Here is a 25875-nt window from a genome sequence, read left to right as displayed (position 1 = left end):
GCGGCGGAACGGGGCCTCGAACCCCGTTCCGCCGCCTGTCAGTGCTTACGCCGGAGCGATCCGCTTCAGCGTTTCCTCGATGCCGAGCGCCATCGATGCGCTGACGATCTGGCGCAGCTGCGCCGGATCGATGGTCTCTGCGCCGCACTCGATCAGCACTCTGCCGAGCTCGATCGCCACCTCCTGCCGAAGACGAACTTCCTCGCCGTCGAGCTGGGCACGCTGTTCACGCAGTTTCTTCAGCGCATCGCGCGCGCTGATTTTGGACCTGGCCATAGGGTGTTCCTCCTTGTTGGCCGTTGGTCCCCTCCGTCGCCGAGAGTGGCACTGCGCGGGCAATTAGCGAAGTGGTTTGTGGGGCCAGCCGACGCTTTGCCCCACGACTGTTGGTGGGGGGCTCTCTCGCAGATAGGCCAAGTGTGATGCGGGCTTTGGGGCTGCGTCAAGGACGACGGGGCCCCACCATTTTTGCCGTGCGAGCACGACAAAAATCGTTGCCCCCATCGCCGCTTCGCGGCCGCTAACGCGGTCCCTGACCCAGCCCGTCACCCACATCCTCGCAGCTCCTGATGCGACGCATCGAACATCAGGAGGAAAATCATGTACGCTTCACACAGGACGGCCGATACCGGGTACCAGGCGGATCAGGCAGCCTTCGTTGCCGCTCTCGATCAGGCCCATGCCCGGTCCTATCACAGCTACTTCACCCAATACGTCCTGACCGACGGCGAGACCGGGTACATCGCGGTCGATGAAGGCGATTACGGTGCCTTGCCCAAGGCGTTGCTGGACCGTGTCATCGATACGGTGCCCGGCCGCCTCAGCGATGAATTCTGACCCGGAGGTTCAAGGGGGGAAGTCCGTCAGGGCTTCCTCCCTTTGTTTTTTGCTCGGATCCCGCAGCTTCGCGTTCGGGTCGATACGGCCGCTGATTGAGGGTCAGCAGGCGAGTTACGATCTGTCGATTTCCTCGAGGCGTTCGGGCATCTCAAGCATCTTGATCGCCGCTGCCGAGATGGCCTCCGCAATCGTCGGGTATGTCTCAGCCGAGCTTATCGAGACGCCATAGGAATAGGTGATAGTGCCCTGAAAGCCGTTGCCTTTCGGTGTTGCACTCAAGCTGATCTGCGCCATTGCCTGCCTCCCATTCCGCTCGTTCGATTGCGGTAACGTACGCTTCGGGGGACATCCTGGATACGTAAATTGCAGGGTCGGCAATGCGCGGCGAATCCGGCAGGAAGGACATGACAAACCGCATCATCCGTTACAGGTTCAAGGCCTGGTTTCTCATCTGGCAGTAGGGGAACAGTGAGCACACCCTACGCGACAGGTCGCAGCATCTATTGGCACAAATAGTCATTATAAAACAATGGCCAGGCGAGCATCCCATAAAATGGCAGCTTCCCAATCAGATTTGGACAGGTCCGAAACTGGCAATCAATTCTGATTGACCGCCTGCCAAAATGGCGGAATTCCGCCATTGCCGATGTTCTTGACATGTTCTCATTTCTGAATTAGTTCTCCTCTCGCCTTTCGCAGTGCGTTCCGGGCTCCTCATCACAAGGAGTCCGTGCATGACACGGCCAAAATCTCTCCAAGTCCATGTCTCGTTCGAGCTTGCCGAGCGGGTTCGAAGTGCGGCCGAGCGCCGCGATATCAGCGTGAGCGAATGGATCCGCTCGCTGCTTCAGCAAGCCTGCGACGAAGACGATCTGAACGTCGGCCTCAGCACTTGGTTGAAGCGGCTGAACCACCACTCAGTCTTCACGATGGTGGGGGTGGATGCGCTTCTTTCCGGTCACGTCGATCATGATCTGCGTGGCCGCGCACATGAGGCCTATGTCCGCCGATGCGAGCAACTCGGACTCTCCCAGAACGGCGACGAGGGAGGTTTCGATGAAGCGTAACCTCGACAATTTCACACGCGGCAGCCAGCTCCTCGGGCACTTCGGTTTCATGTTCGCTGCAGGCCTCAAAGGCCCGCTGATCATTGCCGCCGTGGTGATTTCATTGACCTCATGGTGGACACTGTCATCGGCGCTCACCGACTATGAGCTCTATCTCATCTGGATGCGCGTCTATGCCGCAGCCTACGGATTCATGGAGTTCAGTCCCGACAAGCTGGTGACCGTCAAGACAGCCTTCGGCGGTACGATGCAGTTGCCGATCGGAATGCTCGGTTCCTTCCCTCCGGTGGTCCGGGCGTGGGACCACATGACCGACCTTGTCGCTAGCGCTGCCTGGCGTTCGGCCCTGTTTCTCATCCCCGCCTTTGCGCTGTTCTACGGGTTCGCCGCCCGCTTCGGCAGCAAGGCCAAAGATCGCAAATTCGTACGCGGCGCGCAGCTTGTTGACCTTCGTGAATTGGTCCGCCGCCTGCGCAGGCATAACCGCGAAAAGCGCAATCTCGAACGCACTGCCGCGATAGGCTGGAAGTGGTGGCTATGCCTGCCATGGGAACTCGCGAAAGCCTTTCCCTATCGGCCGGCCCACATCGCCGGCGTCGTCTATCCGTGGCGGCTTGAACCAAGCCACACCATGCTGATCGGTACCACCGGCACCGGCAAGACTGTCGCCATTTCGGCGATGATCGAAGAGGCCCGCGCCAAGGGCCAGAACTGTGTGGTCTTCGACCTGACCGGTGCCTTCATCGAGCAATTCTACGATGCCAAGCGGGACGTCATTCTGAACCCGCTCGATGCCCGCTGCCCGCAATGGAGCCTCTTCGACGAATGCCGCTCCGAAGCAGATTTCTGGACCGCCGCCGATGCGCTTGTCCCGCATGATGGTGGCGGCGATGCGCAGTTCTGGGTCCTGGGTGCACGCGCGCTGTTCGTGAAATTCTGCGTCGAACTTGCGGCTCAGGGCAGGGGATCGAATGCGGCACTCGCGCAGGAATTGATGGCCGCAGACCTCTCCGATGTCCACGAACAGGTGAAGAATACGATGGCGGGTCCGATCACCGCACCTGAAGCCGCGCGGATGGCGGAATCGGTGCGTGCGGTGTTCAATGTCAACGCCAAGGCGCTCGAACTGCTCCCGACCGAAGGTCCGCGTTTCTCGGTGCGCGAATGGATCGAACAGTCGGCCGTTAAGCCTGCGGGACGAGGCTCGATCCTGTTCGTTTCTTCCCGCTATGTCGACATGAGCGTGACCTCGCAGCTCCTCACCTTGTGGCTCGATACGGCCATGAACACGCTCATGACCTCTTCGCGCAGCAACGAGGTCACGTGCTGGTTCTTCATCGACGAGCTTGGCGCGCTGCATCGTCTTCCCGCGCTCGAAAAGGGGCTTCAGACCGCCCGCAATTTCGGCGGGGCGATCGTCCTGGGCCTCCACGCCTATGCCAAGCTCAAGGAGGTCTATGGTGAGAACATGGCCCCGACCCTCGCATCACTTGCCCGCACGAAACTGATCCTTTCAGTTGCCGACAAGGAGACCGCAACCTGGTGCAGCGACGTCATTGGCCATGAGGAAGTCATCGATACCGATGTGGGGTACTCCTACGGGGTGAACAATGCCCGCGACGCGGTCAGCCTCACACGGCGCACGACGATCAGGCCGCTGCGGATGCCCGAAGAGCTGATGAACATGAAGAGCCTTGAGGGCTATATCAAGTTCCCGGAAGGCTTCCCCGCAGCGCCCGTCAGGCTCCGCCCGGTGAGCCGCCCGAAGGTGGCCGACGCCTTTATTGTGCGGGGGACCAATCGCCTTCCACCGCCCGCGCAGCTCGACGCTCCCGTGCCCCCGCGACCGAAACCGGGAGGGCTACCCGGGGAGGTCGCGGCTGCACATTCTTCGTCCAGCGATGACGGGGGCGGTAAGTCGACCTTGCGGTTCGATTCCGCCCCCAAACAGGGCGAGCTGGCCTTCGATAAAGCGACTGGTGAAGCAGCGCAGCCCGATCGCGCAGTCGCATCGGAGGCGGCGCGTCAGATGGGTACGGATGCGGCGGGCAAGCTTCCTGCCGGTAGCGCCAGCCCCACTGATCCGGAAAGCGCAAAGGGCGATCAGGCAACTCTCGGGAAGGGCAGGCACGGCCATCCCGCTGACCCATCCGGAGGCCTCGACAACCCGCACGGCAATGATCGTCCGACCCTCAAACCCGGCCCCAAGTCGGGCGCCAAGTCGAACGATCGTGCGATTAGGCAAAACCCGTCACCTGGTCGACAAAAGGCGAAGGACGGAGCCGAGCGAAGTGCTAATCCCCCAGCCAAATCTGGCGGCGCAAAGGTCACCGATCCACCTTTGCGGAAAGGAGGTGCACCGGCGAGCCCGCCGAGATCCTCGAATGCCCGGAAGCTGCTGAACGAGGACGGAGTCCCTGAGCGAAGCGAGCCGCCAAAGGACACGCGGGACCTGGGCGATCTGGAGATCTGACAATGGCATTACATGCCGCCTTGCAAGGGACATATCTGTGCTGTCGGTAGCCAATGTCCGCACCGCTGGCGGAGCTGCCAGCTACTTTGCCGCCGACAATTACTACACCCGGGCCGATGCCGATCGGTCCGGGGCGTGGCTCGGCAAGGGCGCCGAAGAACTGGGCCTCTCGGGCGCGGTCGATGCCAAGACCTTCGAGGCCGTCCTCAAAGGCTTCCTGCCCGATGGGAGCCGCGTGGGTAGTGACCACCGGGCACATCGCGCGGGCACCGATCTCACCTTCTCCATGCCCAAAAGCTGGTCGGTGCTCGCCCTCGTCGGCGGCGACAAGCGCATCCTCGATGCCTATGGCGCGGCGGTCCGCGAGACCCTTTCCTGGGCTGAGAAGAACCTCGCCGAAACCCGTATGGAGGTGCGCGGCAGCGAGCGTGTCGTCAGGACCGGTAACCTTGTGGCTGCGATCTTTCAGCACGACACAAACCGCAACCAGGAGCCTAATGCGCATTTCCATGTGGTCATCGCCAATGTCACCCAGGGGCCGGACGGCAAGTGGCGTGCGCTGCGCAACGACAATCTCTGGCAGCACAATACCCTCCTCAACGCCATGACCATGGCGCGCTTCCGGCTCAGCGTGGAGAAGCTCGGCTACGAGGTTGGCGAGTTCGGCAAACACGGCAATTTCGAGGCCGTGGGCGTGCCCAAAGATGTGCGCGATGCGTTCAGCTCGCGCCGTGCTGAGGTTCTCGCTGTAGCCGCGCAGATGCACGCACAGGGCCCGCGGGCGCGCGATGCCGCAACGCTGATGACGCGGGCGCAAAAGGAAGCCATCGAGGACCGCGCCGCCCTGACACAGCAATGGAAGGACACGGCGGATAAGTTCGGGTTCGACCCGGCAATGGTCATCGCGCGAGCGAACGCACGCAGCGCCAAGGACCTCGGCAAACTTCCCGGATTGGGGTCATCTGTCCGCAAGGTGGTTGAGCAGGGCAAGCAGATCGCCCACGACTTCGCCGAGCGCCTCGGTATCGCGAAAGGCGACCCGCTGATACCCTCGCGGCTCGGCAATCGTAGCCCCGAGGAGGTCGCAGCCATCCATGGCGTCGCCTCGGCTATCCGCCATCTTGCCGAGCGCGAGGCAGCCTTCAGCAAGGTCGAGATCTATCGCACCGCGCTCGGCTTCGCCCTGCCAACAGCATTTGCCGATATTGAGCGCCGGACCCTCCAACTCATCCGGCAGGGGCACATTCAGGCGGGCAAGGGCCCGGATCGCGACATGCTCACCACCCGCGATGCGATCAGCCTCGAACAGCGCATCCTGGCGGGTGTCGAGGCCGGGCGCGGCGTAGCGCCCGCCATCGTTCCTGCCTTCGATGCCGGAACACGGCTGCAAGCCGTTTCGCACAAGAGATATGGCATCATGTTGAACAAGGGGCAGGAGGGGGCGGGCCGCCTGCTGCTAAGCTCGAACAATCGCATCGTCGCGATCCAGGGTGTGGCCGGCGCAGGCAAAAGCACGGTTCTGAAGCCGGTCGCCGATATCCTGCGCACAGAAGGTAAGACCGTGCTGGGCCTCGCCGTGCAGAACACGCTGGTACAGATGCTGGAGCGCGAAACCGGCATTCCCTCGATGACCGTGGCGCGCTTCCTCAGACAGCATCAGGACATCCTCAAGGGCGAGGGAGGCGCGCGCCTCGAAGCAGCGCGCACGGCAATGAGCGGGACCGTTGTGGTGCTCGACGAGGCATCGATGGTCGGCAATGGCGATATGGAAAAGCTGGTGCGTCTGGCCAATCTCCTGAGGCTGGATCGCTTCGCCAGCATCGGCGACACCAAACAATTGGGGGCGGTCGATGCGGGTAAGCCCTTCGATGTCATGCAGCAGGCTGGCATCGAAGCTGCGCAGATGGACACCAATCTGCGCGCGCGCGACGAGGCGCTGCGCAGCGCCCAGCGTGCGGCCCAGGGTGGCCGGATCGGCGAGGCGCTCGCCCATCTGGGAGGCAACGTCGTCGCCGTGGGCGAGAATGCCGCCGTTGGCGCAGCAGCCGCATGGCTTTCGCTCGCACCCAAAGAAAGAGAGGTGACCGCAATCTATGCATCGGGCCGGGCCTTGCGCGGCGAGGTCAACGAAGCGGTCCAGACGGGGCTCAAGGCCAATGGCGAACTGGGTCCCGGTGCAATGAAACTTGAGGTGCTCTCACGCATCAATTTGACGCGTGAGGAGCTGCGCTATGCGAGGAGCTATGCCCCGGGAACGGTGATTGAGGTTGATCGCCGGCAAAGGGGGCAGGGGCTCCAGAAGGGAAGCTATGCGGTGGTGGCAACCGATCTCTCCCGCGAGCGAGTGACCCTCCAGAACGAGCGCGGGCGGCAATTCGAGTTTCGTCCCGGACAGCTTCGTCCTCAGGGTGAGAAGGATCCGGTGAAGCTTTACGAACGCCGCGAGATCGAGATTCACGATGGCGACCGCATCCGCTGGACGGCGACCGATCACAGGCGCGGCCTGCTCAATGCCGATCAGGCGCGGATCATCGCGGTCGACGCCAAAGGCGTGTCCCTTGCGACCTCGGTTGGCGTGCTGCACCGCCTTGCTCCCACAGATCCGATGCTGAAGCGGCTTGATCTCGCCTATGCGCTCAACGCGCACATGGCGCAGGGCCTGACCTCGGATCGCGGTATCGCAGTGATGGACAGCCGCGAGAAGAACCTGGCCAACCAGCAGACCTTCCTTGTGACCATTACCCGGCTGCGGGACCGTCTGACCCTGTTTGTCGACAATGCTGGCAAGCTCGAGGCTGCAGTGGAGAACAATCCCGGCATGAAGCGCTCGGCGCTTGAGACGGTCGACCTTCTGCGGAATGCAGCTGCCACTGGCATGGAGAAGGGGAGGGCATCCGAGGCGCAACTCAGGGTGCCCGAGCTCGACCGCTCGATTTCCAAAAAATTCGACATGGGGCTGTAGGGTGTTGTTGCCCTTTCACGCCTGCCGTTAGCGGCAGGTCGGGCCCTTCCAGTAGCGGTTCCAGCGCAAGACCGTGCGGGTGCGGATCATCGCGCAGGACAGGTCTGCGCCGCCCGGCAACCGGCACCAGGCTGCCGTGCGATTGCCTTCGGCCCGACCTTCAGAGCGACAGGTCAATTTAGGCCCCCGGACCAGAACATGTCCGGTCGATGAGGTCCCCCGCGCACCGCCCAATACCTGCACGAGCGCGTCGCGTGCCTGGATCCCGGAACTGCGCGGACACGGATGATGGGTGCGGCAGGTGCCGTTCATTTCGCGCGCAGCAATGCCGGCAATGCGCAGGCGAGGACCTTCCGCACACCAGACTGGCCCATCACCGTCCCAAACACGGGTCGGCGTGCAGGTGAAGGTTTGTCCCGCGGCAATCACGGTGGCGGCCATCAGGCTAAGCACGTCGATGCATCCTCAGCGCAGCGTCCGGCCGAACCAGAGCACCCGGCCAACGATGTTGAGCATGCGTTTTTCGAGACCGCGCCAGCTCGGATATGTCGGGTTGTCGCTGAGGACCGATACCCGCTTGCCCTGCGGTTCGATCGCGATCCGTTTGACGCTCAGCATGTCATCCATGCGCAGCACGTAGATGCCATCGCGCAAGCGAGCCTGACCATCACCGAGGTCGACCATTACCTCGTCGCCGTCATGCAAGGTCGGTTCCATCGAATCCCCGAGGACTCCGATAATCGAAAGGTTGGATGCCTTGCTGGCCGTGAGCCGGCGCAGCCATTTCTCGTCGAACCCGAATTGCGCAGAGTTGTCTTCCGACCCGGCGAGCGCACCATATCCGGCCGATGCTTCCACATCGAGGATGGGAATATGCACGAGGTCGGCGTCAGGACTTGAGCGGCGTGCCGGGCCGCCGAGCACCTTTTCGTCCACCCCGAAGAAGCGGGCGAGGACCGAGCGATCCTGGTCATCGAGCTGTTTCGGGCTGCCGCGGCGGATGTACTGCTGAATGTAGGCGGCATTGCGCCCGAGCAGGCGTGAGATCTCGGAATAGTTGCAGCCGCGCTTCTGGATCAACTCGTCCAGCGCTCGTCGTGCATCGTCCATGCTGCGGCTCCTGTTGCATCTGTCTAGGAAGCATGATCCTAGGCTCTAGGAAGGCCTCCTATTTGGAACATAGAAAGAACGCAAGTGCATTAGGAATCGCAGGCTAAGCACAGAGCCGTCTCCCAATTTGCAATTCTCCAACTGGCGCTCGGGGAAGGGGGGATCAGCGCCCTACAATCGGGCGCTTACCCTGGATGCAATGCCTGGCTTAATGAGGGAAGAGTGACTCTAACGGCGTAAACACGGAACCCGTTTCCGCAGCGCGCCGCACCTTCATTGCTATAAGCGCATCGATCCCGATTTCTCGCTCAAGCGCGATCTTTATCTCACGCCCTTCCACGCAGACGAGCCGCTTGCCCTTTCCAAAAGCGTCCAATCCCTGCTCCGAGAAACCTCCGAAGCTGACGAACACGCCGCGCGCCCATGCCGCTTTCTGCTCTAATTTTCCGTGAAATGCGTGAAGTTCGGCAATTCCCACTTCCCGGTTCAGCCACTTTGCTTCGATCAGATAGGTCTCGCCAGCGAGGCTGAAACTGCCATCGATCTGTTCGCCCCTGAGTCTAAACGGTTCGCGCGCCGCCATGCCGAAGGCGTCAAAAAGCTCCTTCAGATAGGCTTCGAACGCATAACCGCGATCATGAGGTCGCATGTCACGCACGCTGAGCAGCCGCGTACGAAGGCCAGCCCAATCCTGAATTGAGAGCTTTAGCGCTGGCACCAGTCCGCTGGGGATCCCGGTTGCAGTTCCTTCGAGCCGCGCCACGACCGCAAAAATCTGCTTCTTCGCCAGAGGCTGTGCGTCATTTTGGCCAAGCCTCTTCAGCATCGCGTCGCGGTACTCCCACAAGAGCCTTAGAGTTCTGGCGGCCGTTCCATCATCAACGATCGTCAGGAAGGTGCGGAGGCGCTTCCCCTTCGAAGTGCCCTCGCGCTTGTACATCTCGGCGTCAATGTCGACTTCGAGTTCCAGCGCGAAGAACTCTCCGAAGGTCCGGTTCGAAAAATCGAGAATGTACCCCCGCTCTCCCCCTCGGAAGACAAGGTCAATCATATCAAGCTCGACCGGCCTGATCGTACTCATGAGAAAAGCTCGCTGTGCGAACCCAAACGAACAACCACCAGCGTCTCATCGTCGGGCTTCGCATAGATCAGCACCAAGTCTGGCCGGATATGGCAGTCGCGATAGCCTGCCCAAGTTCCACTCAGGCCATGATCGCGAAGCTTTGCTGGCAAAGGAGCGTCCGTCAAAAGTAGCTCAAGCACCGGAACCAGAACGCCATCCAGTTCCGGATCGGTCTTTTTCTCACGCTTGTAATCGCGCTTAAATTTGGTGGTGCGTTCGATCTCGCGCATTATCCACCTCCGCTGCTATCAGCCTCGGGGGCAGCAGGAACCGCAGGTGACGGTACCGGCGGCGGGGGTGGCGGGGGATTGTTCGGCGAGTGTGGCACAGGCCAATCCGCTGTCATGTCGGTTACGCCGAGTTCAAGGGCCGTCTCGATCAAAGCATTGTAGCTAGCCTCGGTCAGGCCAGGCGTCTTGATGTGGCGATGCCACCGCAAAATGAAGTGCGGGTTCCAGATTATCGCATGGCCCATCGGACCCGATTTGCCTGGTTTGATGTCGATGAACTCCAGCTCCTGAAGCAGCTTCATCCGCGTCGTCCATGTGTGCTCACCGCGCTGACCACCAAAGCCTGAGGCATTGGCCATGTCCGCATTCTTGTTAAGGGTAACGAAACTGTTGTCCCACGTGTTGCACCACAGCGTTAGGTACGTCGCCGAGACCGGCGTCCCTTTTGTGATCTCGTCCATGATCTTCAGGATCATGGGCATGGTCTTAGGAATTGTCGTGAAGCCCTTTTGCTTTTTTCGGTCCCACAGCCATGGTTCCTTGCCAGGCCAGAGGTGATCCCGAAGGGCTTGCTGCTTTTTCGCAATTGCGCTGGCTGCACGTACTGTCGCCATCTTGAAGTTCCTTACACCTTAATGGATGACGAGCCGCCGCCAACCTCATGGCGGCAATTTTCTAGAAAAATGGTAATGTTTTCAATGCTTTATGTGTTTTAATAAATGGGATGAGAAGCGGACTTGTCGCATCTCTCACTCCTAAGATTACAGCGCACATCACAACTTATCAACTTCCATGCAACGTTCATTGCAAAGACTGTTAAAATACCCATTCATTCTCAATGTGTTAACCCGATTCACTCTGTACTCTCTAGTGCTCACTGTTCTTCGATGTTCTGACGGTGCTCCATGTGCTCCCGAGGATAGTCCAGAAAGGGGGCGGGAATCTTGACCAAGTGGCAGCAAGGGGCCATTTACAATTTGTAGCTACAACGTGGCTACCGATGTTTGGAAGATTGCCATGCCTGCCGCTGAAGTTGTTCGAGCGCGTATCAACCCTGATCTGAAGAAGGAAGCCACTGAGGTGCTTGGCACCATGGGGCTGTCTGTCTCCGACGCAATCCGGATGATGCTGGTTCGTGTGGTTGCTGAGCGGAGCTTACCTTTCGAGGTCCGCTCGCCGAACCGCGAAACTGAGGCTGCGCTTGAAGCGGCAGCCAACCGAGACGTGGTGCGGTTTGCAGATGTCGGCAGCCTCTTGGCAGATCTGAACGACGCAAGCTCCTAACGTCGCATCAATGAGGCTGACAGCCAACCATCAAGCTACGCTGGCCTCCGCCTGCTCAGATCCAGGGTAACGATTGCCACAGAACCCGAGACTCCCGCGGGCAGTAGGGTCTGCAGCATTTGCCTCATTTCCTTCGCAGCGCTTGGACGGATGATGCCCTTCGGTGGCGCCTTCAGTCGCCTGCTCCTCGGAACATCGTCACCGAACCAGAAAACGACGTAAATCCCCTTTTGAGCGGCTTGATGGTGGATTGCGTAATAGCGATCGAGCTGACCCGAAGCGGCCGTCCAAACCTGATCATTCCATTGCCCCTTACATTCGAGGGGAACAACGAACTTGCCGTAGCTGAAAATCGCATCGCTTCGCTTGCCGCGTGGCATGGAGGCTTCAGAGAATGCCTGGATGCCGAAAGGCAGATTGCCACCCAGCAACAGCAACATCTGATCGCGGCACTCGTTTTCGATCTTCGGAGTGCCATCCTCGCTGTAGAAATTGTCGACCGGATTCAGGGGGTCGCCCTTCAGCCTTTCTTGCAGCCGCTCAAGCTCTGCGAGGATTATCGCCTGTACGTCGGCTGGACTTTGCGGCTGCCCTGTACTCGTCAGCACCGCCTTGTACTCAGCCAAGGTAGGGGCACAGAAACTCGATTCGAGATGGGCTTTGCGCTGCAACGCGATGTTGGCCTGGATCGTCTGACTATACCCATCATCCGGCATGGCGCGAAGTCTGCGTAGCACTTCGCCAGCTTGAGGGTCAGGGTTCTTGCCGATCTGATAGACTATCCATTCCAGAAGCTGGGTGGCATCCCACGGGTTCTTGTCCCCGCTAGTCGTGCGGTCAGGTCTGGCGGTAAAAGGCCATAAGGTCCGGAAGGTCCTGAACAACCACTCCAACTGCCGAAGAGAAGGAGCGAGGTAATGCGCATGATTTTGGCGGCCATCGTAGAAAGGCTGTGTGAGAGGCCATAGAAGTGATCTGTTGTCGCGATTAACTGGAGGAAAACGCGACAAAGCACGTTCGAAATCAGTGCAAAATCTTATGCCCAACCAAAAAGTCTGTCGGTCGCTCACCTCATTGAAAGCCGCAAGCCGCTCGTTCGCAATTGTGGACAGTTGCTCAATTTCCTCCGAAAGGGTGTCTGCGGGACTATGCACGACACCCTCCACCAGGGTTCGTTCGATTTCGAGCGGAAGATCTGGGAATTCCGCCAGCCATTCAATAGCGAGACGGGTGGATAATGGCCGCTCTGCCCCCACCCGCATGAACCGGTTAAGATCGGGAACGTAATTCCGGTTTGCCCGAAACATTGGTTCGAACATGCGGCGAACATGTGTCTCGTATGCGTTTCGATCCTTACGTAAGATCTTTCGCAAGGCATGTTCGAGACCATCAAAAGTTTCCCGGAACCCTCCGAGTTCGTGGCTGCTTGCAATCAGCAAGGCCGAGAGAAGATCCGTAGGTAAATCGTCGAAGCTCTCACCATTATCAAATCTTTGTCCGGCTCCAGCGAGCATCGGAAATACGAAATGCCATACCCGGGATTGGGCATAGCTGTCGGCAATCTGATCTACGGAAGGAAGATCCTTCCGGTGCAGGACCGCCTCGAACCCCTGCAGGGCAGCATCCCGTATCTCCGGCCCCACCCAGTTTTCGATCCGATCGCGTGGCCGCGCCTCTCGATCGAAGTCAGAATACATGTTCAGGTACACGCGGGAGAGTTTGCTCACCCAGTCGAGCTCGCCAGCAAGAATTTTTTGTATGTTTTCAGTGAACTCTGCACGAAGCGTTTTATTGTCTCTTTCTTCTTGCCGCTTTCGAGCACGATCCTTCCTCCGATATTCTAGTTCCCACCCGTCGAGCTTCTGTCGCCTCGGCCGCTGGACAAGGAATTCCAAAAGTTCTCGATCACCCTTGGCATAGGGTCTCGCGATCTTTCGAGTGGCAACCGGAATTACCCCATCAGTGCGAAAGAAGGCTACAAGGCTCTTCCAGCGTTCCCGATCCGACGGACGTTTTCGCTCCACCACCTCTCGCAGAAACAGCTCCGCATCCTCGTCACTAAAGCGAAAGCCGCTCGATGCTTGTTGAAGCCGAGATCCAACTGCCCACAGGCTAAAGTCGGCTGCGTCATCGAAAAGCACAATCCGCTGAACACCTCGCCTGAGCTCGGGATTGCTCAGAATAGCAGCCTCAATCTTGGCGTTGTCATCATCCTTGCGCGCCCATCGCGTTTGGACCATCTGCAGCCACCTCCACAGCCGCTCAGGGGAAACAGGCCCTGCCGAGATCTGCAAATGACGCGCGGCCAAGGCCTGTACGAGATTACAGAACTCACTCCATCCATCATGCAGTCCGTCATCGAGACGCTTCTTGGCGTTGAGACCGGGCAAGACGATGGCTGCGAATGCATCAAGCAAGTGCGCAATGCGATCATCAGGATATTCTTTGTGGAGCCTGAAAAACGAGCCGAACACTCGATTTCTTGCCCGCCGTCCGGTTTGGGTCAGGCGGCAATCGGCTAGGATAACCTTCGCGACCAATTCAGGCTCAAGCCGGTCATATCCGATGTCGTCCAGAAGCTCCGCACCGGCTCTCGTGGAGTCCGAATCTCCAAAAAGCATCAATTGCCCGAGCGCCTCCGGCCAATCCAGCGGATCAGGTCGAATTGCTGCTAGTGCTTCGCCGGCAAGTCGTCTCTCCCGGTAAGTCCTCCTCTTGTCCAAGAGGATGTCGGAAAGCTCATCCTTTAAGAGGGGGGCAACCCCGCTGCCGGTAATCGCCTCAAGGACAACGAACCGGAACAACACGCTGTTTCCTGTGTCCGTTATCGCAGCTCTTAGATCATCAGCCAGCGGCACCTGTGCCAGACCGCTCAATGCTTCCGAGCGCCCCCAGCCATCTCGAAACTGCGGATCATCGTGTGCGAGTCTGCGCAGTGCCCCAAGGAGTGCACGCGCTTGGTCGAGAGCAAGACCATCGCCGTCACCATAGCGAAGTATGCCGTATGGGTCGCGCTCAATAGCGCCGGGTCCAAGTCGCGTAGGACTAAACCGAGGCAACCAGGCATGAAGCCCACGAAGCGACGAAGGCACGCCACTTTCGCTGCATATGAGTGCGAGCATGCGGTGAGCCACAACGCTTGAGCCATTCAGAGCGTCGATCACTTTATCAAGGTAGAGCGACAGCCATCTGGCTGCCAGATACTCAGCGACCGTCCGATGCAACGGCATGAACTGCCCCGGAGCCCCTTGGACAGCTCGGAACAGATTGCTTCCGATCACCGCATGCATGTCGGCTCTGTCAGCAAGTCCGCTCATCTCAGAAACGGATATCGTCTGCGCTGATTTTCCGACCCGCTGGATAGCAGACTTCCCGGTCACCAGGAGCGCAGCGCAAAGCGCCCCCGCCGCTTCCAATGCCGCTTCACGGGAAAGAACTGAGAACCCCCTATCTGAATGATGCGGGTTCACCTCGATACAAAGCTGGTCAATCGCTTGCTCATACAATTCCGCTCGATTGTTGGGGACATCACGGTCGGACAAAACGATTGCTGACACGAAGTCCAGATACAGAGGGTTTTGAAAGAAATTTTCGAGACCGGCAGCATTGAGTGCGTAAACTGCAGCATTCGCTTTTTCTCGACCGATGCGGGGGGTCAGAGCAGCTACCGCCTCATCGGTGGTCAGCATCTCCAACTCCACAACAGCTGGATGCTCGCCGTACTCGTCAGCTATATCGATCTCTGCACTTTTGCCTTTCCAATCAGCAGCCCGGCAGGAAAGAACGAAGTTTGGCTTCCCGCAGGCGATGAGCTTTTTGAGCACGCTGTTCAGAGCGTCTGCTTCCCCTGAGGAAGCGATTTCATCGAGCCCATCGATAACCAGGCGCCCGGAACCGAAATCAGTGTGGTCAGGTTGACGCACAAGTTTTGTCGCACGAATGAAGCCTGCCCCCTCCTGTGCTCCATATCGCTCCATTAGCCACGTCTTGCCCATCCCCGGGTCACCGAGGATGACGACCGACCCTGAGAACCGGCGAAAAAGATCCTGTTCGGTTGCCGACTGCAATCTGCCATCTTTGTCGGACCATGTAAGGCGACGACAGATGTATCGTTGTTCTTGTTCGGCGTTGAGAGGAGAGGCGCTTCCCATAGCGTCCAAGATATCATCATGTTGAGACCAAGGACGCCAGTCTCGACATCGATTTATGGTGGGGAATTGTGTGGGTAGCGCTGCCCTTCGGGCAACCTGCTATACCCGTTGTGCGGACCGCGCCTGTGTCTGAGATCCTGAGACGGACTATCACGGGTCTAGGCTCTTGGTTTGGCACATTACGTCCTGCCCAGCGCCAAAAGGAGAGAAAGCTCCGGTTTGTTGGGCATCCAAAGGCAACTGTCGAATTTTTCTAGCCCCGCCTGAGTGTTTCCTCTATGTTCCAAGGAGAAGCGGGATGAATGCCATCATGACCAATTTCGACATCGATGCTGAGAAGGCTCGCGAAACCCGCAAGTGGGATGGGTTGTCCGAGATCGATCAGGCAATCCGCGACAATCGCCTCATGGAGTACCGGATCAAGAAGTCCTGGGCTGATCCTTGGGGTCGCAAGCTGACGATATTTGGCGTTTTCTTCATCGTTGCAGTGTTCGTTTTTTTGGCTGGCGCCTCATTCGGACTGTGGTGATCCGAACATCACCAATCTTTTACATCATCCGCTGCCTCTGCACTCGCGCCCTTGGAGCTCTTGGTGACAGCATCGAGGCGCGATCTCGATCCGCCTATCGTCTTGCGACCACCAGCCTGAGCGCGCTGTACCTCATCTTGGATGGCGCTTGTGTCCATCTGAGGCACGGTTGCTTGATCCCCTCCACCAATCTGCGCACGCCCGCGCACAGAACTTGGACCAGAGATCGAAGGGCGAGAAACGGGCTGTCCTGCAGGTAGAACAAGGCGGTCTTCGATCCCGTCCCGAAGTTGCTCGGCGTAGCTTTCGATGAATTTACCCTGCAGTGCCTGGCCTTCCGGGCTGAGCTGGAAAGCGATGTCGTCGAACCGCGCGGAGCCGTAGAAGTCGCGATTGCCCTCGATCTCGGCCAAGCCCCAATCTCTATAGGCTTGCGATAGGTTGAGGTTGCCAGCTGCGCTGTCGCCTTCGAAGAATGACGCCTGGTTTTCGAGGCGATTGGCAAGCTCCTCAGCCCGGCGTGCTTCCACGGTATAGCTTTGCGCCTCTGTCAGCGACGCGTTCAAGCCGCTCGCAGTGCTCGATACTGCAGAGCTTGATGAGGTGCTGACGGATCGGATGAAGCCGTCGCGGGTGTTTGACCAATTTCGGCTGTCCGACATTTGAGACAGGCTCCCGAAGATCCGCGAACGATCCTCCGACGCTATGCCGATATCACTGTCGGTCCAGGTCCGTGTCCCACCACCCTTTGCACCAATGCTTCCAGAAAGCACCCCGTTCGACAGGCCAGCCTTGGCTCCGGCCTCGCCGCCAAGGGACCATGAGGTCGAGATGTCATCAGCCGCCCTGCGCGACAGACCGAACTGCCGCTGCAGGTTGGTAGAAGCCTGATCGACCTCGCTGAAAGCGCTCTGGATGCTGTCCGAGTTCGAGGTGCCGCTGGCGCTCTCGAAGGAATTGCCCTTGCTGAACTGGTCTCTGAGCTCGCGGAACTTGGTTACCGCACTGCTGGTCGATTCCGCAGCGACGCTGGCATAGCTCTCGCTGTTGGCACGCGCTTGCGATGCCATGGTCGACAGCCTTGCGGTGAATTCCTGCCCCAGCGTCGGGGTGAAGGGATAGCTTGAGTTCGGGAGTTGATCGTAGCTCGCCTGTCCGAAGCTCGTGGTCACCGAGCCGCTGTCGCTGACCGTGCGGGTCTGCGGTGCGCCATAGGTGAAGCTCGGCGCGACGGTCCCTTGCGCGAACTGGCGGGTTAGCACGCTCGAATTTTCGAAACTGGTGTTGCCGAGCGAGACATTGCCCGTGCTCGCCTCGCGCGCGGCCTCCTCGGCCGCGTTCTGGCTCGGATTGAGGTAGCTTGTCGCATGGTGCGAGATCGCCATCGCGCCCTTGGCAACGCCGCCGGCGAGGAAGGGAACCGAGGCAATGAGATATCCCGCCAGAAGGCCGATATCGCTGTTGACGTCGGCCATGCCGGTGAAGCTTGCGAGGCTGATGCCGTTGGCGCCCGTCGCCGCCGTCATGTCGGCCGATCCTTTGACCATGAGCATCATGTGGAGGATCACGAACAACGGACCCCACGCGGCAAGGTAGAAGAAGCCTGTAATGTAGCCCTTCAACGCCATAGGTCCGGTCTTCGGCATCAGGAACAGCGGGAAGAGCACGGGGAACAGGGCGTAGAACAGCACCGTCAGCACGATATTGAGGAGCGGCACCCACTTCATCGCATTGCTGGCAATCGAGCCATAGGTGCGCTCGGTCTGAATGTCGGCGCGGGTCTGGGCATAGACATCGACATTCCCGGCACCAGTTGCCGCCGACATCGAATGCATTGCCTGGCTCATAGCGTTGATGGTGAGCGTCTGTTTGAAGATATCGGTCGCACTCGACGAGACACCGGTCAGGTACTGGTAGGCGACCGGCAGGTCGGCAAACAGCTTGGCCTTGGCGAGGGTCGCCGTCTGGTTGGGGTAGAGCTGTCGTCCGAACACGGTGCCCATGCTGTCGACGAGGCTCGCCCACTGGCCATTGAGCGCGCCATAGGCTTCGCGGCAGGTGACAATATTGGCAGTCACAGCGCCCGAACCCGCATCACGCGTGAGAAAGCGCTGCGCGCGCGCTTGGCTGCCCGGCGCGATCGTCGACCAGATATCGCCGCTCTCCGCCAATTCCTTCATCGAGTAGCGGCCGAGCAGCACGTCATAGAAGACGCATTGCCGGAAATGCTCATCGAGGTTCGCCGCAAATTCCGGATCCGAGATGCGCAGCGAGCGCGTTGCGTCATAGAGCCGCGCGCCGTAGATCATCCCATTCTTCGAGTAGTTGAGATCCCCGGGCAAGGCGAACACGACCTCGGCCGAGCCCGTGAGATAGTCGCCTATCTGGCTGGTAAAGCTCGCCATCAGCGCAAGGCCGAGCGGCACATTGCTGACAGTGGCCGGTGCCAGGCCGGGGTTGATCCGGTCGGTGACGCGCACATCAAGGCGCGGCACCATCAGGCACGAATAGATCAGCGTGGCGCCAAGGAACCAGTTGATCCAGGCACGCCAGTCCTGGTTGAATGCCAGCGTGATCGCCGACAGGGCAAGGCCCATGACCATCACGACCTGAAGCAGGCTCTTGTAGCCGCCATTGCCGGTCCAAGCCGCCACCGCCTGAAAGACGTTGACGAGGTAATCCCCGCCGCCAACCGTGAAAATCTCGACCATTGTGCTGCGTTCCTCGCGAGGCGGCCTTGCGGCTGGGTTTGGGGATTACTGGGAAAGCGCGCGCGACTGCACGCCGCGCGACCAGTCAAGCGAGGCCGACATTCCGGGCGACATCGAGGCGGCGAGCACATTCTCGATGAAGGCCGTCTTCTCGATGATCTGCATGATCGCGCCGACCTTGAGATGCGTGTTGGCCTGCCGGTCTGCGAGCGCCTGCCTTACGACATTGACCTGACCTTGCCACATCGCGATCTTGGCTTCGTCGGCGCCGATGAAGCTCGACATCGAGCGGCCGGACTCGCTGACGATGCGGTCGAGCACGGCGAAGAGCAGATCGACGCTGGCGATCTCGGCGAGGGTCTCGCGATCATCGGTCGGCATGCCGCGGCCATAGGCCGCCTGCACCGTCAGGATCTTGTAGAGCGGGATCGATGCGACCTGCAGCAGCTCCTTCTGGGCCTCGGTGATCGGCGTGTCTTCGCGGATCGCGTCCACCATCCCGGCGATAAGTGCAGCAACGCGAGGACGAAGTGCCTTGGATGCCGGAAGGCTCAATGGCTTGAAACCGGGATCGAGGCATTTGTCGGGCTCATCGCAGTCATAGATGAGGACATTGCTGCCGCTCGTGCCGTCGAGCAGGGAGGTGACGAGCGTCGAAGAGGCATCGCCCGCGATCGGCACGAACTTGCCCGGCTGATCGTCGGTAGGCGGGATGTAGATGATCGTGCCGAGCAGCGTCATCGCATATTCAGCGAGTTCGCGGTCGAAGTTGCCTCCGGGCGAGAAGAAGGCCGACTTCTTGAGGATCGTCCAGGTGTAGTTTCTGGCGACGCCCGGATTGACGTCGTCGTACTGGCCGGATCCTTGCGCCGTGGTGCTCGCCCGCTGGCCCCTGGTGCCGCAGCCATGCTTGGCAGCCGCGTAGTCGGTGAAGATGCCTTCCGAGTTCCCGATCGCTTCGCAGATCGCCTTGTCGGCAAGGTCGCCCTTCGGCCAGATCCCGCCCACCAGACCCTGCGCCATCTCGCAGGAGTTGATGTTGAGATTGTTCATGAGCTGCGCCTTCTGTGCAAACTCCTGCATGATCTTCGAGCACTCGGGGCAGACAGTGTCGATCGCGAGGCTGAAGGCGAACCCGACCGCGTTGTTGGCCACCGCCTTCATCATCGCGACGATCTCGCTGGCATTGATGAAGCTGAAGGACCCGGCGAAGATGTCGATGCCGCCGCAGCCGGCGCGTGCGCGCGGCAATTGCAGATTGGCAATGTTGGTCGTCTTCTGCGGAAAGCGCGTCCAGACATTGCCGAGGCTGTAGTAGCCGGCCGACTGACCCTCGAATGCGGTCGGACCCGTGACGTTGGACGCCCCGCCGACATCGTCGAGGAATGCGTCCATCGAGCTTCCGACATCGGCCGATGCGCTCGTGAGGGGCAGGGCGACGGCGATCAGTGCCGCAAGAGCTTTGGTCTTCATCCCATGTCTGGGGGTTCCGCGCTGATGGCTTTGCGGCTCTAGGTCGTTCCATGGGCGCGAGGTTTCAGTAGTCACGGCCAGCTTCCTTCGATGTGAGGAGATAGATGCGGTCCTGGAGCTCATCGGCGCTCATCACGCCGTAGCCGATCGGGATGGGGCGGCCCTTCTCGGCGTCCCACAGCACGATCGCGGGGGTGATCTTCGGCTCGAGCCCGAGCCGCGCGCGCTGGTTGGTCTCTACGGTGTATCCGGGGAAATGGCGCGACGGACCGCCATCGGTCGAGATCGCGCGCACGGTGATGCGCCAGCGCGATGCCACGCCCTGGACGATGGGCGACATGACCTCGCAGGCGCCGCAGCTCTGCGCGAAGAAGTAGAACAGCCCGTAGCGCTGCGAGAGCTGAGCCATCGCGGCATCGCGCTCCGCGTTGCGATCATCCTGCCATTGCCGCTTTCCGAGTGTCGAGACCGGGCGCTGCAGCGTGTAATCGAGCTCGGGATCCTGCCAGATCGCCCGCTGCCAGACATCGCTGAACAGCGATGCCCGGTCGAGCTGTTCACGCTGAAAGCGGATATAGGCGGTCACATTGGCAGGGGTCGGCTCGAGGATCGCCTTGGCCTTGAGCTCGCGCAAGGTGGCGGTCACAGCATCGAGCTGTTCGGTCGCAGTTTGCGGTTGCTGCGGGTCTTCCGCCTGGGGCTTTTCGGCCTTGGGTTTGGCGCAGTAGAACCAGTAGCCAAGCTTGCGCTCCTGGCAGTAGAAGCTGTCCTGCTGCTCTCCCGCCTGCACCATTGGCAGTTCTTCGGCCCGCAGCGGCGTCGCCGCGACAGCGAGCAGAGCGATGCAGGTGGCGAGCGGCCGCAAGGCGGCCCTAATTGCTGGCACGGGCATAATAGTCCTCGATTTTCTGCTGGAGATCGCTGGCTGCTGTGAGCTCGTCGGGCAGGCGAGCAGCCTCGGTGAATTCGGCGTACACCTCGCCGAAATCCATCTGGCTGAGATCGAGCCGGGAAAACTCGTCGAGCGTGAAGCCGCGGCACTGCTCGGTCTTGGGATTGCCCCACGGCTTGTTCAGCTGCCTGCGCCCCTGCTCCTGCAGGATCCGCGAGAGCTTGGATTCAAAGCAGCAATAGGCCTTCTTCTTGGTCAGGCAGACGCCAAGAAAGCTGTCTGAGCAATAGGTGCCGACATAGGCGCACAGGCCCTTGGCATCGCGCTCATGCAGCAGCATTTCCTCGCGGCTGCAGCCAAGGCTCACAAGGAGCTGGATCCCGGGGATCAGCGGAAAGCCCTTGCCCTTGCAGCAATTAAGGACGCCGAACACCTTGGACGAACAGGTGTTGCGGGTACCCTTGAACAGGGTGAGCGTGTCGGGATCGAACTCGCGGCGCGCCTGATCCATGGCATTCAAGGCGACGACGGCATCCTTGAACTCGTCATTCGCCTCGCGCTCGATCGTCTCGCATGAGCCATCGATGCAATAGACGTCGCCATCACAGATGAACTGGTTGGGGCTGCCGGGCTGATCGGGAACCGGGCAATCATAGACCCGCTCCCAAGTACGACAGGGCTCGCCCGAGAGGCATTCCTCGCCGACCAGCGCGCAGCCCGGCGTCGTCTCGAGGGTCTGGCAGTCCTGTGCTTCGACGAATTGAGCGCAGGTGAACTGCCGCTCCCACGCCCAGCAGGGCTGCGTCACGGCGACGCCGTCGATGATCCGGGTGACCGGATCGCTGTCAGAGCAGGCCTCGGTAGCCTCGCGGCAGCTGGCATCCGCTGCGAAGGGGCAGCGGCTTTCATCGCGACTGGTGGTGACGTTCCGCGTCGCTACGATGTTCTGGAGTTCGCCGCCTGTAACCGGGGCGGGGCAGGACATGACACTGATGGGGTTCCCGGGCTCGGCACAAAAGCGCGGTCCGCCGAAGTCGCCCCATTGCAGGCAAGGGCCTTCGATAAATCCCGTGCGCTCACAGCTCGCCGCATGGAACCGTGTGCAATCTTCCTCAAAGCCCGAACCAAATTCGCTGCACCAATAGATGTAGCGGGTCTCTGTCTCGACCGCGACGTTGAGCGGGATCGTACAACTGCGCGTCTCCTCGCTCGCCGTGTATCCGACATTGCAGGTTGCCATGTACCGTGCGCCCGTTCCGCTGCCAGGGGGCAGCGGGACGCAGCGGCCCTGCGAGCCGCTGACGCTCATGCCGCTGGTAAAGGCAAGCGGGTCGGCACTGATCTGCCCGCTGCGGGCAACAACCGCATCGAGGTCCTCGGGCGTGAAGCGCGCGCGCCGCTCCATGGAATCGCGCATGGTGCGATAGCCGGTGTTGGCATTTGCCTGGCTTGCCGCGTCGCGCTCCATGCGCGCAGGATCATCGAAATAGCGGGATTCGGCCGGCGCGCTGCTGAAGTTCGGGATCCTGTCTGCGTCGGGGCGCGTGGTCGCCGCGCTTTGAGCAGCGCCAGCCTGTTCGCGGCCGAATGCCTTGCCTTCGGCCTTGGCCGCCTCGGTGGTGCTGGGGCCCTGACGCGTAGTCTGGGCCTGTGCGGCGGGTGCAAGGCACGCGATGAGGACAGCGGGAATGATGAGGAGCCTGCGTATCATGGTCCGGTCCTTTCAAGGCGGCCAAGATATTGGGAAGCGATTCGCGCAGCCGGGCCTTGTCCGCGCGCGATGGTTTCGAGCGCGAAGGCAGGTTTCACATTGCCGCTGATGCGGTCATGCGGCGGCACTGTAGTCTGGCAATCAAACCCGTCGCACAGGTCGAAGTCGCTGCTCGCGACCACATAAGTCGGGACGGCAGTTACATTGAACGCGCGGAACAGGCGGGGGTCGATCCCCACCTGTCCCAGCGTGTCCTGGTCGAGCGCGAGCTTGCCGAGCGCTTCGGTGAACGCCTTGGCGCTGCCCTGCGGAAAGCCGCGCAGCGCGACCACACCGCCTGCAGCATTCACGTCGCGGATCATCTGTTTGAGAGCAGCCGGCGGCATCGACAGCGATGCAAAGGCGATGAAGCGCGGCGCTTCGCCGAGCTCGCTGGTCGCCATGGTCCCGGCATCGACCACCATGCGGTCGAAATCGAAGGTGTCCTGCGAGGGCGGCTTCGCCGCCGCTCTTGCCGCCTGCGTATAGTTCTGGCCATGCGTCTGCGCGCCGCGCGCATTGGCATCGGCCTCTTCCATAAGGGCCTTGGCCCGCGCATGTGCGGTGGCAGCGAGCGCCTCGGCCTCGCCCGCATTGATCTCAGCCTTCGCGCGGATGGCAGCGAGATCAAGCTCGGGCTCAATCGACTGTGCCGCAGCGCCGGCAATGGCCGCGAGGCTGATGAGGCTCGCGAATACAGCAAGATGAAAAGGGCTCTTCATAGCGCGCAGCAATTCCGTTTGCGCCAGACCAGGTAGCCCATGTCCTCGCCGATGGCGGGGTAGACCTGTCCTGCTGACATGAAGGTGGTGGAGGCGCCAATCGGCGCGCAGGCATAGCGGCCCTTGGTCTGCGGATTGGGGTTGGTGGCCTGGAAGCGGTATTGCTGCTTGCGCATCACCGGCATGAGATACTTGCCGCACAATCCCTTGCTGCCCATCGTTCCCCAGGCGACGAGCTGCCGATGCAGCTTGTACGAGAAGCGCGACAGAGCCAGGCGCGAGGCCTGCACATGGCCGATCGTCGCCGAGACATTGCCATTGAGCGGGTACATCGTGCCCTGGCACCCGGCGCACCAGAACAGATCGTCGCTCGGCAGTTTCGATGTCGCTGCGACACAGTCCGCCGCGCAGGCCGCCAGTGCCAGCGGGTTGGCGAAGAGCACGCTCTCGGGATTGATGATCGCGGTGAGTTCGCTGTCCTGCCACAGCGGATCGATCTCGCTCACATAGAGAATGTCGACCGAACCTGCCTCAAGGCACAGGAAGTCGGCGACCAGCTCCATCCAGTAAATCAGCGGATAGGCGTACCAGTGGACATGCCACTGCGAATGGTATTGGGTCGCGCCGCCCACCGCCGAAGGCCCGGCCATGGTCTTGAACCCGATGTCAAAGCCGGGATCGATCTTCATCCCGCCCAAATTGACGAAGCACCACGGCTTCATGCTGACATCGGCGAGGCGTACCGGCTCCCAGAAGCCCATCGCAATCCCGGGCCGGATGCCGCACAGGCAGACCGGCAGGTCCGGGTTGTCGGGGTCCGGACGGTTCGAGGGCCAGATCTTGAGGCTCCCGACCGAGATCGGGAACAGGCACGACCAGCAGATGTCGGTGATCGGGTTGACGAACTTGCCCGTGCATTTGCCCGGGCCCGCATCCGCGCTGGCCGGCGCGCTGAGGCTCAGCATCAGGAGCGCGCTGCAAATCCATGTCAGGAAACGCTTTCTCCGGGTCATGATGGCTTGCGCTCCCGAGGTTTGAGCGGAACCTCGCTGACGCGCAGCACACGGCCTTGCTGCTCGACCACGGCCGGAACGGCGCGGATGCCGAAGTGCTTCACGAGGGTCCCGCCCTGGTCGAAATAGAAGCGGCGCTGGCGGGCTTTCATCAGTGCGAGCGGCGCGCCGCGCACCAGAATGAACTTCGCCGACGTGGTCCCATAGCGCTGGCTCGCCCATGCGATTTGCGCCGGGTCGTCGCCGTTGAGAAACACAAGGGGAGCGCGCAGGCGCACAGTGTCGAGCGGATTGACCCGCGTGCCGGCCGCAATGATGATCCGACCCTTGTCGTCAGCAATGTCGCGGTCCGCGCTGATCGTCGGATCGAAGTCCCAGCTCCGGGCGGTTACAGCGTTCGTGATACCCGCAACCGGCTCGGGACGATTGACCCGCGCGATCGTGCGCTGCTTCAGTTGCTTATTGAGCCGCGCGGTCTCGCCGGTTTTTTCAAGGTGGGTCAGCCGCGCTTCGATCTGCTTAAGAAGATCGGGCTCGATGACAGGCCAGAGCGTTCCATGCTGGCCATAGTCGCGCGCGGCAGCTGGCGCGCTGCAGGCGAGGCACAATGCTGCGGTAAAGAGGAGCGCCTTCACAGGATCGGCCTCCCGACCCCGAGGATGCGTGATTTGCAGACCCATCCGATAGCCGCATAGCGGCTGTCGAAACTGTCCTTGTGCGGGGTTGTGACAAAATAGCAGCCCTTCGGCACTGCTCCGGCTCGGCCAAGTGCGAGAGGCTCGCCGCGGCGGCTCGCCGGTTTGGCCGTCGCGACCAGGCGTCCGTTGACGAAGAAGGCGCGGTCCTTGCGGGTTACGACATCGCCGGGCACGCCGCTCACCACCTTGCCGAAGGGCTTCGGCTCCTTGCCGAAATGCGCCTCGAGCAGCGGGGAGGGCGGCGGCACGAACAGGATGATGTCGCCGCGCTGCGGGACGGCGCCCTTTGTGGTCCAGAGCGCCCAAAAAGGCAGGCTCGGGCTCACATTGATCATTAGCGCATGGCCCCTGGCAAAGGCACCGAGCGCGGTGAGCGCGAGCGCGCCTGCGCCAAGGCCCGCGAGCAGCACAAGGCGGCGCGCGGTGGCCGAACGGGTGAGGATCTCAGGGCTGCGCATGGCGAACGCCTGCCACCCGCCGCGCCACATCGGCGCGGACACTTTCGGTAAGGTCGGGCGCGCTGCCCGACACCACAGCTTCGGCCACCAGCACGGTGCGCCCGTCGCGGCCCAGAGCCTCGACCGAGGCTTCGACCGCCTTCAGGTAGAGCTCGACTTTTTGCTTCGTCTCTTCGGGCGGCCGGCCGGCGCGCGCCTCGGCCTCGATGAAGTCGCCCATGATGCGGCTCAGCTGGACCGTCACAACTTCGCGCTTTTGGAGGGTAAGCAGCGCGTCAGTCGCCCAGACGCCCCAGAGGGTCGAGCCGATCATGCTCACACCCAGCACGATGGCCGCGGTGTTGATCGCGGGAAGCTTGCTGCGCAGGCTTTTTGTTGCCAATATGTTC

General features: G+C 60.9%; 23 protein-coding genes. 6 read left to right on the top strand and 17 right to left on the bottom strand.

Annotation, left to right across the window (positions count from 1 at the left end):
* Nucleotides 1-45: 45 nt before the first annotated feature.
* A complete protein-coding gene (locus ACU0AG_RS10065; RefSeq protein ID WP_336926730.1) occupies nt 46-276 on the bottom strand; it encodes a DUF6437 family protein in 231 nt (76 codons plus the stop codon).
* A gap of 324 nt (nt 277-600) precedes the next feature.
* Here ACU0AG_RS10065 and ACU0AG_RS10060 point away from each other — a divergent pair, with 324 nt between their 5' ends.
* The gene (locus ACU0AG_RS10060) at nt 601-837 is read left to right on the top strand and encodes a hypothetical protein (protein WP_482782143.1); all 237 of its coding nucleotides are present in this window, start codon (nt 601-603) and stop codon (nt 835-837) included.
* A 114-nt stretch (nt 838-951) separates the two neighbouring features.
* Here the strand turns inward: ACU0AG_RS10060 and ACU0AG_RS10055 are convergent, their stop codons facing one another.
* Nucleotides 952-1134: a hypothetical protein gene (locus ACU0AG_RS10055; RefSeq protein ID WP_482782142.1), complete on the bottom strand. Its 183-nt coding sequence runs from the start codon at nt 1132-1134 to the stop codon at nt 952-954.
* A gap of 440 nt (nt 1135-1574) precedes the next feature.
* Between ACU0AG_RS10055 and ACU0AG_RS10050 the strand changes: the two genes are divergently transcribed.
* From ACU0AG_RS10050 to mobF, 3 genes are read left to right on the top strand one after another with little or no spacing between them, the layout of a single operon-like run.
* The gene (locus tag ACU0AG_RS10050; protein ID WP_430386400.1) at nt 1575-1907 is read left to right on the top strand and encodes a hypothetical protein; all 333 of its coding nucleotides are present in this window, start codon (nt 1575-1577) and stop codon (nt 1905-1907) included.
* A complete protein-coding gene (locus ACU0AG_RS10045; RefSeq protein ID WP_482782141.1) occupies nt 1897-4380 on the top strand; it encodes a type IV secretion system DNA-binding domain-containing protein in 2484 nt (827 codons plus the stop codon). Before ACU0AG_RS10050 ends, ACU0AG_RS10045 begins: the two co-directional genes overlap by 11 nt.
* Before the next feature lie 37 nt (nt 4381-4417).
* Entirely contained in the window at nt 4418-7342 is a 2925-nt protein-coding gene (gene mobF, locus ACU0AG_RS10040; protein ID WP_482782140.1) for a MobF family relaxase, read from the top strand.
* Nucleotides 7343-7369: 27 nt separating this feature from the next.
* Here the strand turns inward: mobF and ACU0AG_RS10035 are convergent, their stop codons facing one another.
* The 5 genes from ACU0AG_RS10035 to ACU0AG_RS10015 all read right to left on the bottom strand — a co-directional run bounded on the left by ACU0AG_RS10035 (nt 7370) and on the right by ACU0AG_RS10015 (nt 10419).
* On the bottom strand, nt 7370-7783 hold the full coding sequence (locus ACU0AG_RS10035; protein WP_482782146.1) for a thermonuclease family protein: 414 nt from the start codon (nt 7781-7783) through the stop codon (nt 7370-7372).
* 24 nt (nt 7784-7807) lie between these two features.
* The gene (locus tag ACU0AG_RS10030) at nt 7808-8452 is read right to left on the bottom strand and encodes a S24 family peptidase (RefSeq protein WP_482782139.1); all 645 of its coding nucleotides are present in this window, start codon (nt 8450-8452) and stop codon (nt 7808-7810) included.
* A 208-nt stretch (nt 8453-8660) separates the two neighbouring features.
* Nucleotides 8661-9503, bottom strand: coding sequence for a restriction endonuclease (locus ACU0AG_RS10025; protein ID WP_482782138.1), 843 nt, complete (start codon nt 9501-9503; stop codon nt 8661-8663).
* A 26-nt stretch (nt 9504-9529) separates the two neighbouring features.
* Nucleotides 9530-9805, bottom strand: a complete 276-nt coding sequence (locus ACU0AG_RS10020; protein WP_482782137.1) for a type II toxin-antitoxin system RelE/ParE family toxin — start codon at nt 9803-9805, stop codon at nt 9530-9532.
* Nucleotides 9805-10419, bottom strand: coding sequence for a hypothetical protein (locus tag ACU0AG_RS10015; protein ID WP_430386396.1), 615 nt, complete (start codon nt 10417-10419; stop codon nt 9805-9807). Before ACU0AG_RS10015 ends, ACU0AG_RS10020 begins: the two co-directional genes overlap by 1 nt.
* A gap of 376 nt (nt 10420-10795) precedes the next feature.
* Here ACU0AG_RS10015 and ACU0AG_RS10010 point away from each other — a divergent pair, with 376 nt between their 5' ends.
* Entirely contained in the window at nt 10796-11089 is a 294-nt protein-coding gene (locus ACU0AG_RS10010) for a type II toxin-antitoxin system RelB/DinJ family antitoxin (protein WP_482782136.1), read from the top strand.
* A 35-nt stretch (nt 11090-11124) separates the two neighbouring features.
* Here the strand turns inward: ACU0AG_RS10010 and ACU0AG_RS10005 are convergent, their stop codons facing one another.
* On the bottom strand, nt 11125-15156 hold the full coding sequence (locus ACU0AG_RS10005; RefSeq protein ID WP_482782135.1) for an NACHT domain-containing protein: 4032 nt from the start codon (nt 15154-15156) through the stop codon (nt 11125-11127).
* A 382-nt stretch (nt 15157-15538) separates the two neighbouring features.
* Between ACU0AG_RS10005 and ACU0AG_RS10000 the strand changes: the two genes are divergently transcribed.
* A complete protein-coding gene (locus ACU0AG_RS10000; protein ID WP_482782134.1) occupies nt 15539-15769 on the top strand; it encodes a hypothetical protein in 231 nt (76 codons plus the stop codon).
* A gap of 8 nt (nt 15770-15777) precedes the next feature.
* Here the strand turns inward: ACU0AG_RS10000 and ACU0AG_RS09995 are convergent, their stop codons facing one another.
* The 9 genes from ACU0AG_RS09995 to ACU0AG_RS09955 form a co-directional block, all read right to left on the bottom strand.
* The gene (locus ACU0AG_RS09995; RefSeq protein WP_482782133.1) at nt 15778-18480 is read right to left on the bottom strand and encodes a conjugal transfer protein TraG N-terminal domain-containing protein; all 2703 of its coding nucleotides are present in this window, start codon (nt 18478-18480) and stop codon (nt 15778-15780) included.
* A 45-nt stretch (nt 18481-18525) separates the two neighbouring features.
* A complete protein-coding gene (locus ACU0AG_RS09990; protein ID WP_482782145.1) occupies nt 18526-19953 on the bottom strand; it encodes a conjugal transfer protein TraH in 1428 nt (475 codons plus the stop codon).
* 64 nt (nt 19954-20017) lie between these two features.
* Entirely contained in the window at nt 20018-20845 is an 828-nt protein-coding gene (locus tag ACU0AG_RS09985) for a conjugal transfer protein TraF (RefSeq protein WP_482782132.1), read from the bottom strand.
* Nucleotides 20826-22556 carry a conjugal transfer protein TraN gene (locus tag ACU0AG_RS09980; RefSeq protein ID WP_482782131.1) on the bottom strand — a complete coding sequence of 577 codons (1731 nt, stop codon included), beginning with the start codon at nt 22554-22556 and terminating at the stop codon, nt 20826-20828. The genes ACU0AG_RS09985 and ACU0AG_RS09980 overlap by 20 nt, the downstream gene beginning before the upstream one ends.
* Nucleotides 22553-23317 (bottom strand): type-F conjugative transfer system pilin assembly protein TrbC, encoded by a 765-nt coding sequence (gene trbC, locus ACU0AG_RS09975; RefSeq protein WP_482782130.1) that lies wholly within the window; start codon nt 23315-23317, stop codon nt 22553-22555. The genes ACU0AG_RS09980 and trbC overlap by 4 nt, the downstream gene beginning before the upstream one ends.
* Nucleotides 23314-24330, bottom strand: coding sequence for a conjugal transfer pilus assembly protein TraU (traU, locus tag ACU0AG_RS09970; protein WP_482782129.1), 1017 nt, complete (start codon nt 24328-24330; stop codon nt 23314-23316). Before traU ends, trbC begins: the two co-directional genes overlap by 4 nt.
* Nucleotides 24327-24965 (bottom strand): type-F conjugative transfer system protein TraW, encoded by a 639-nt coding sequence (gene traW, locus ACU0AG_RS09965; protein ID WP_482782128.1) that lies wholly within the window; start codon nt 24963-24965, stop codon nt 24327-24329. The genes traU and traW overlap by 4 nt, the downstream gene beginning before the upstream one ends.
* Nucleotides 24962-25486, bottom strand: a complete 525-nt coding sequence (locus tag ACU0AG_RS09960; protein ID WP_482782127.1) for a S26 family signal peptidase — start codon at nt 25484-25486, stop codon at nt 24962-24964. Before ACU0AG_RS09960 ends, traW begins: the two co-directional genes overlap by 4 nt.
* Nucleotides 25473-25868 carry a TrbI F-type domain-containing protein gene (locus tag ACU0AG_RS09955; RefSeq protein WP_482782126.1) on the bottom strand — a complete coding sequence of 132 codons (396 nt, stop codon included), beginning with the start codon at nt 25866-25868 and terminating at the stop codon, nt 25473-25475. Before ACU0AG_RS09955 ends, ACU0AG_RS09960 begins: the two co-directional genes overlap by 14 nt.
* Nucleotides 25869-25875 lie beyond the last annotated feature (7 nt).

The sequence above is a fragment of the Erythrobacter sp. RANMB8 genome, from assembly GCF_056848235.1.
The sequence above is the reverse complement of the archived record's forward strand: the minus strand, read 5'-3'. Positions and strand labels throughout refer to the sequence as shown.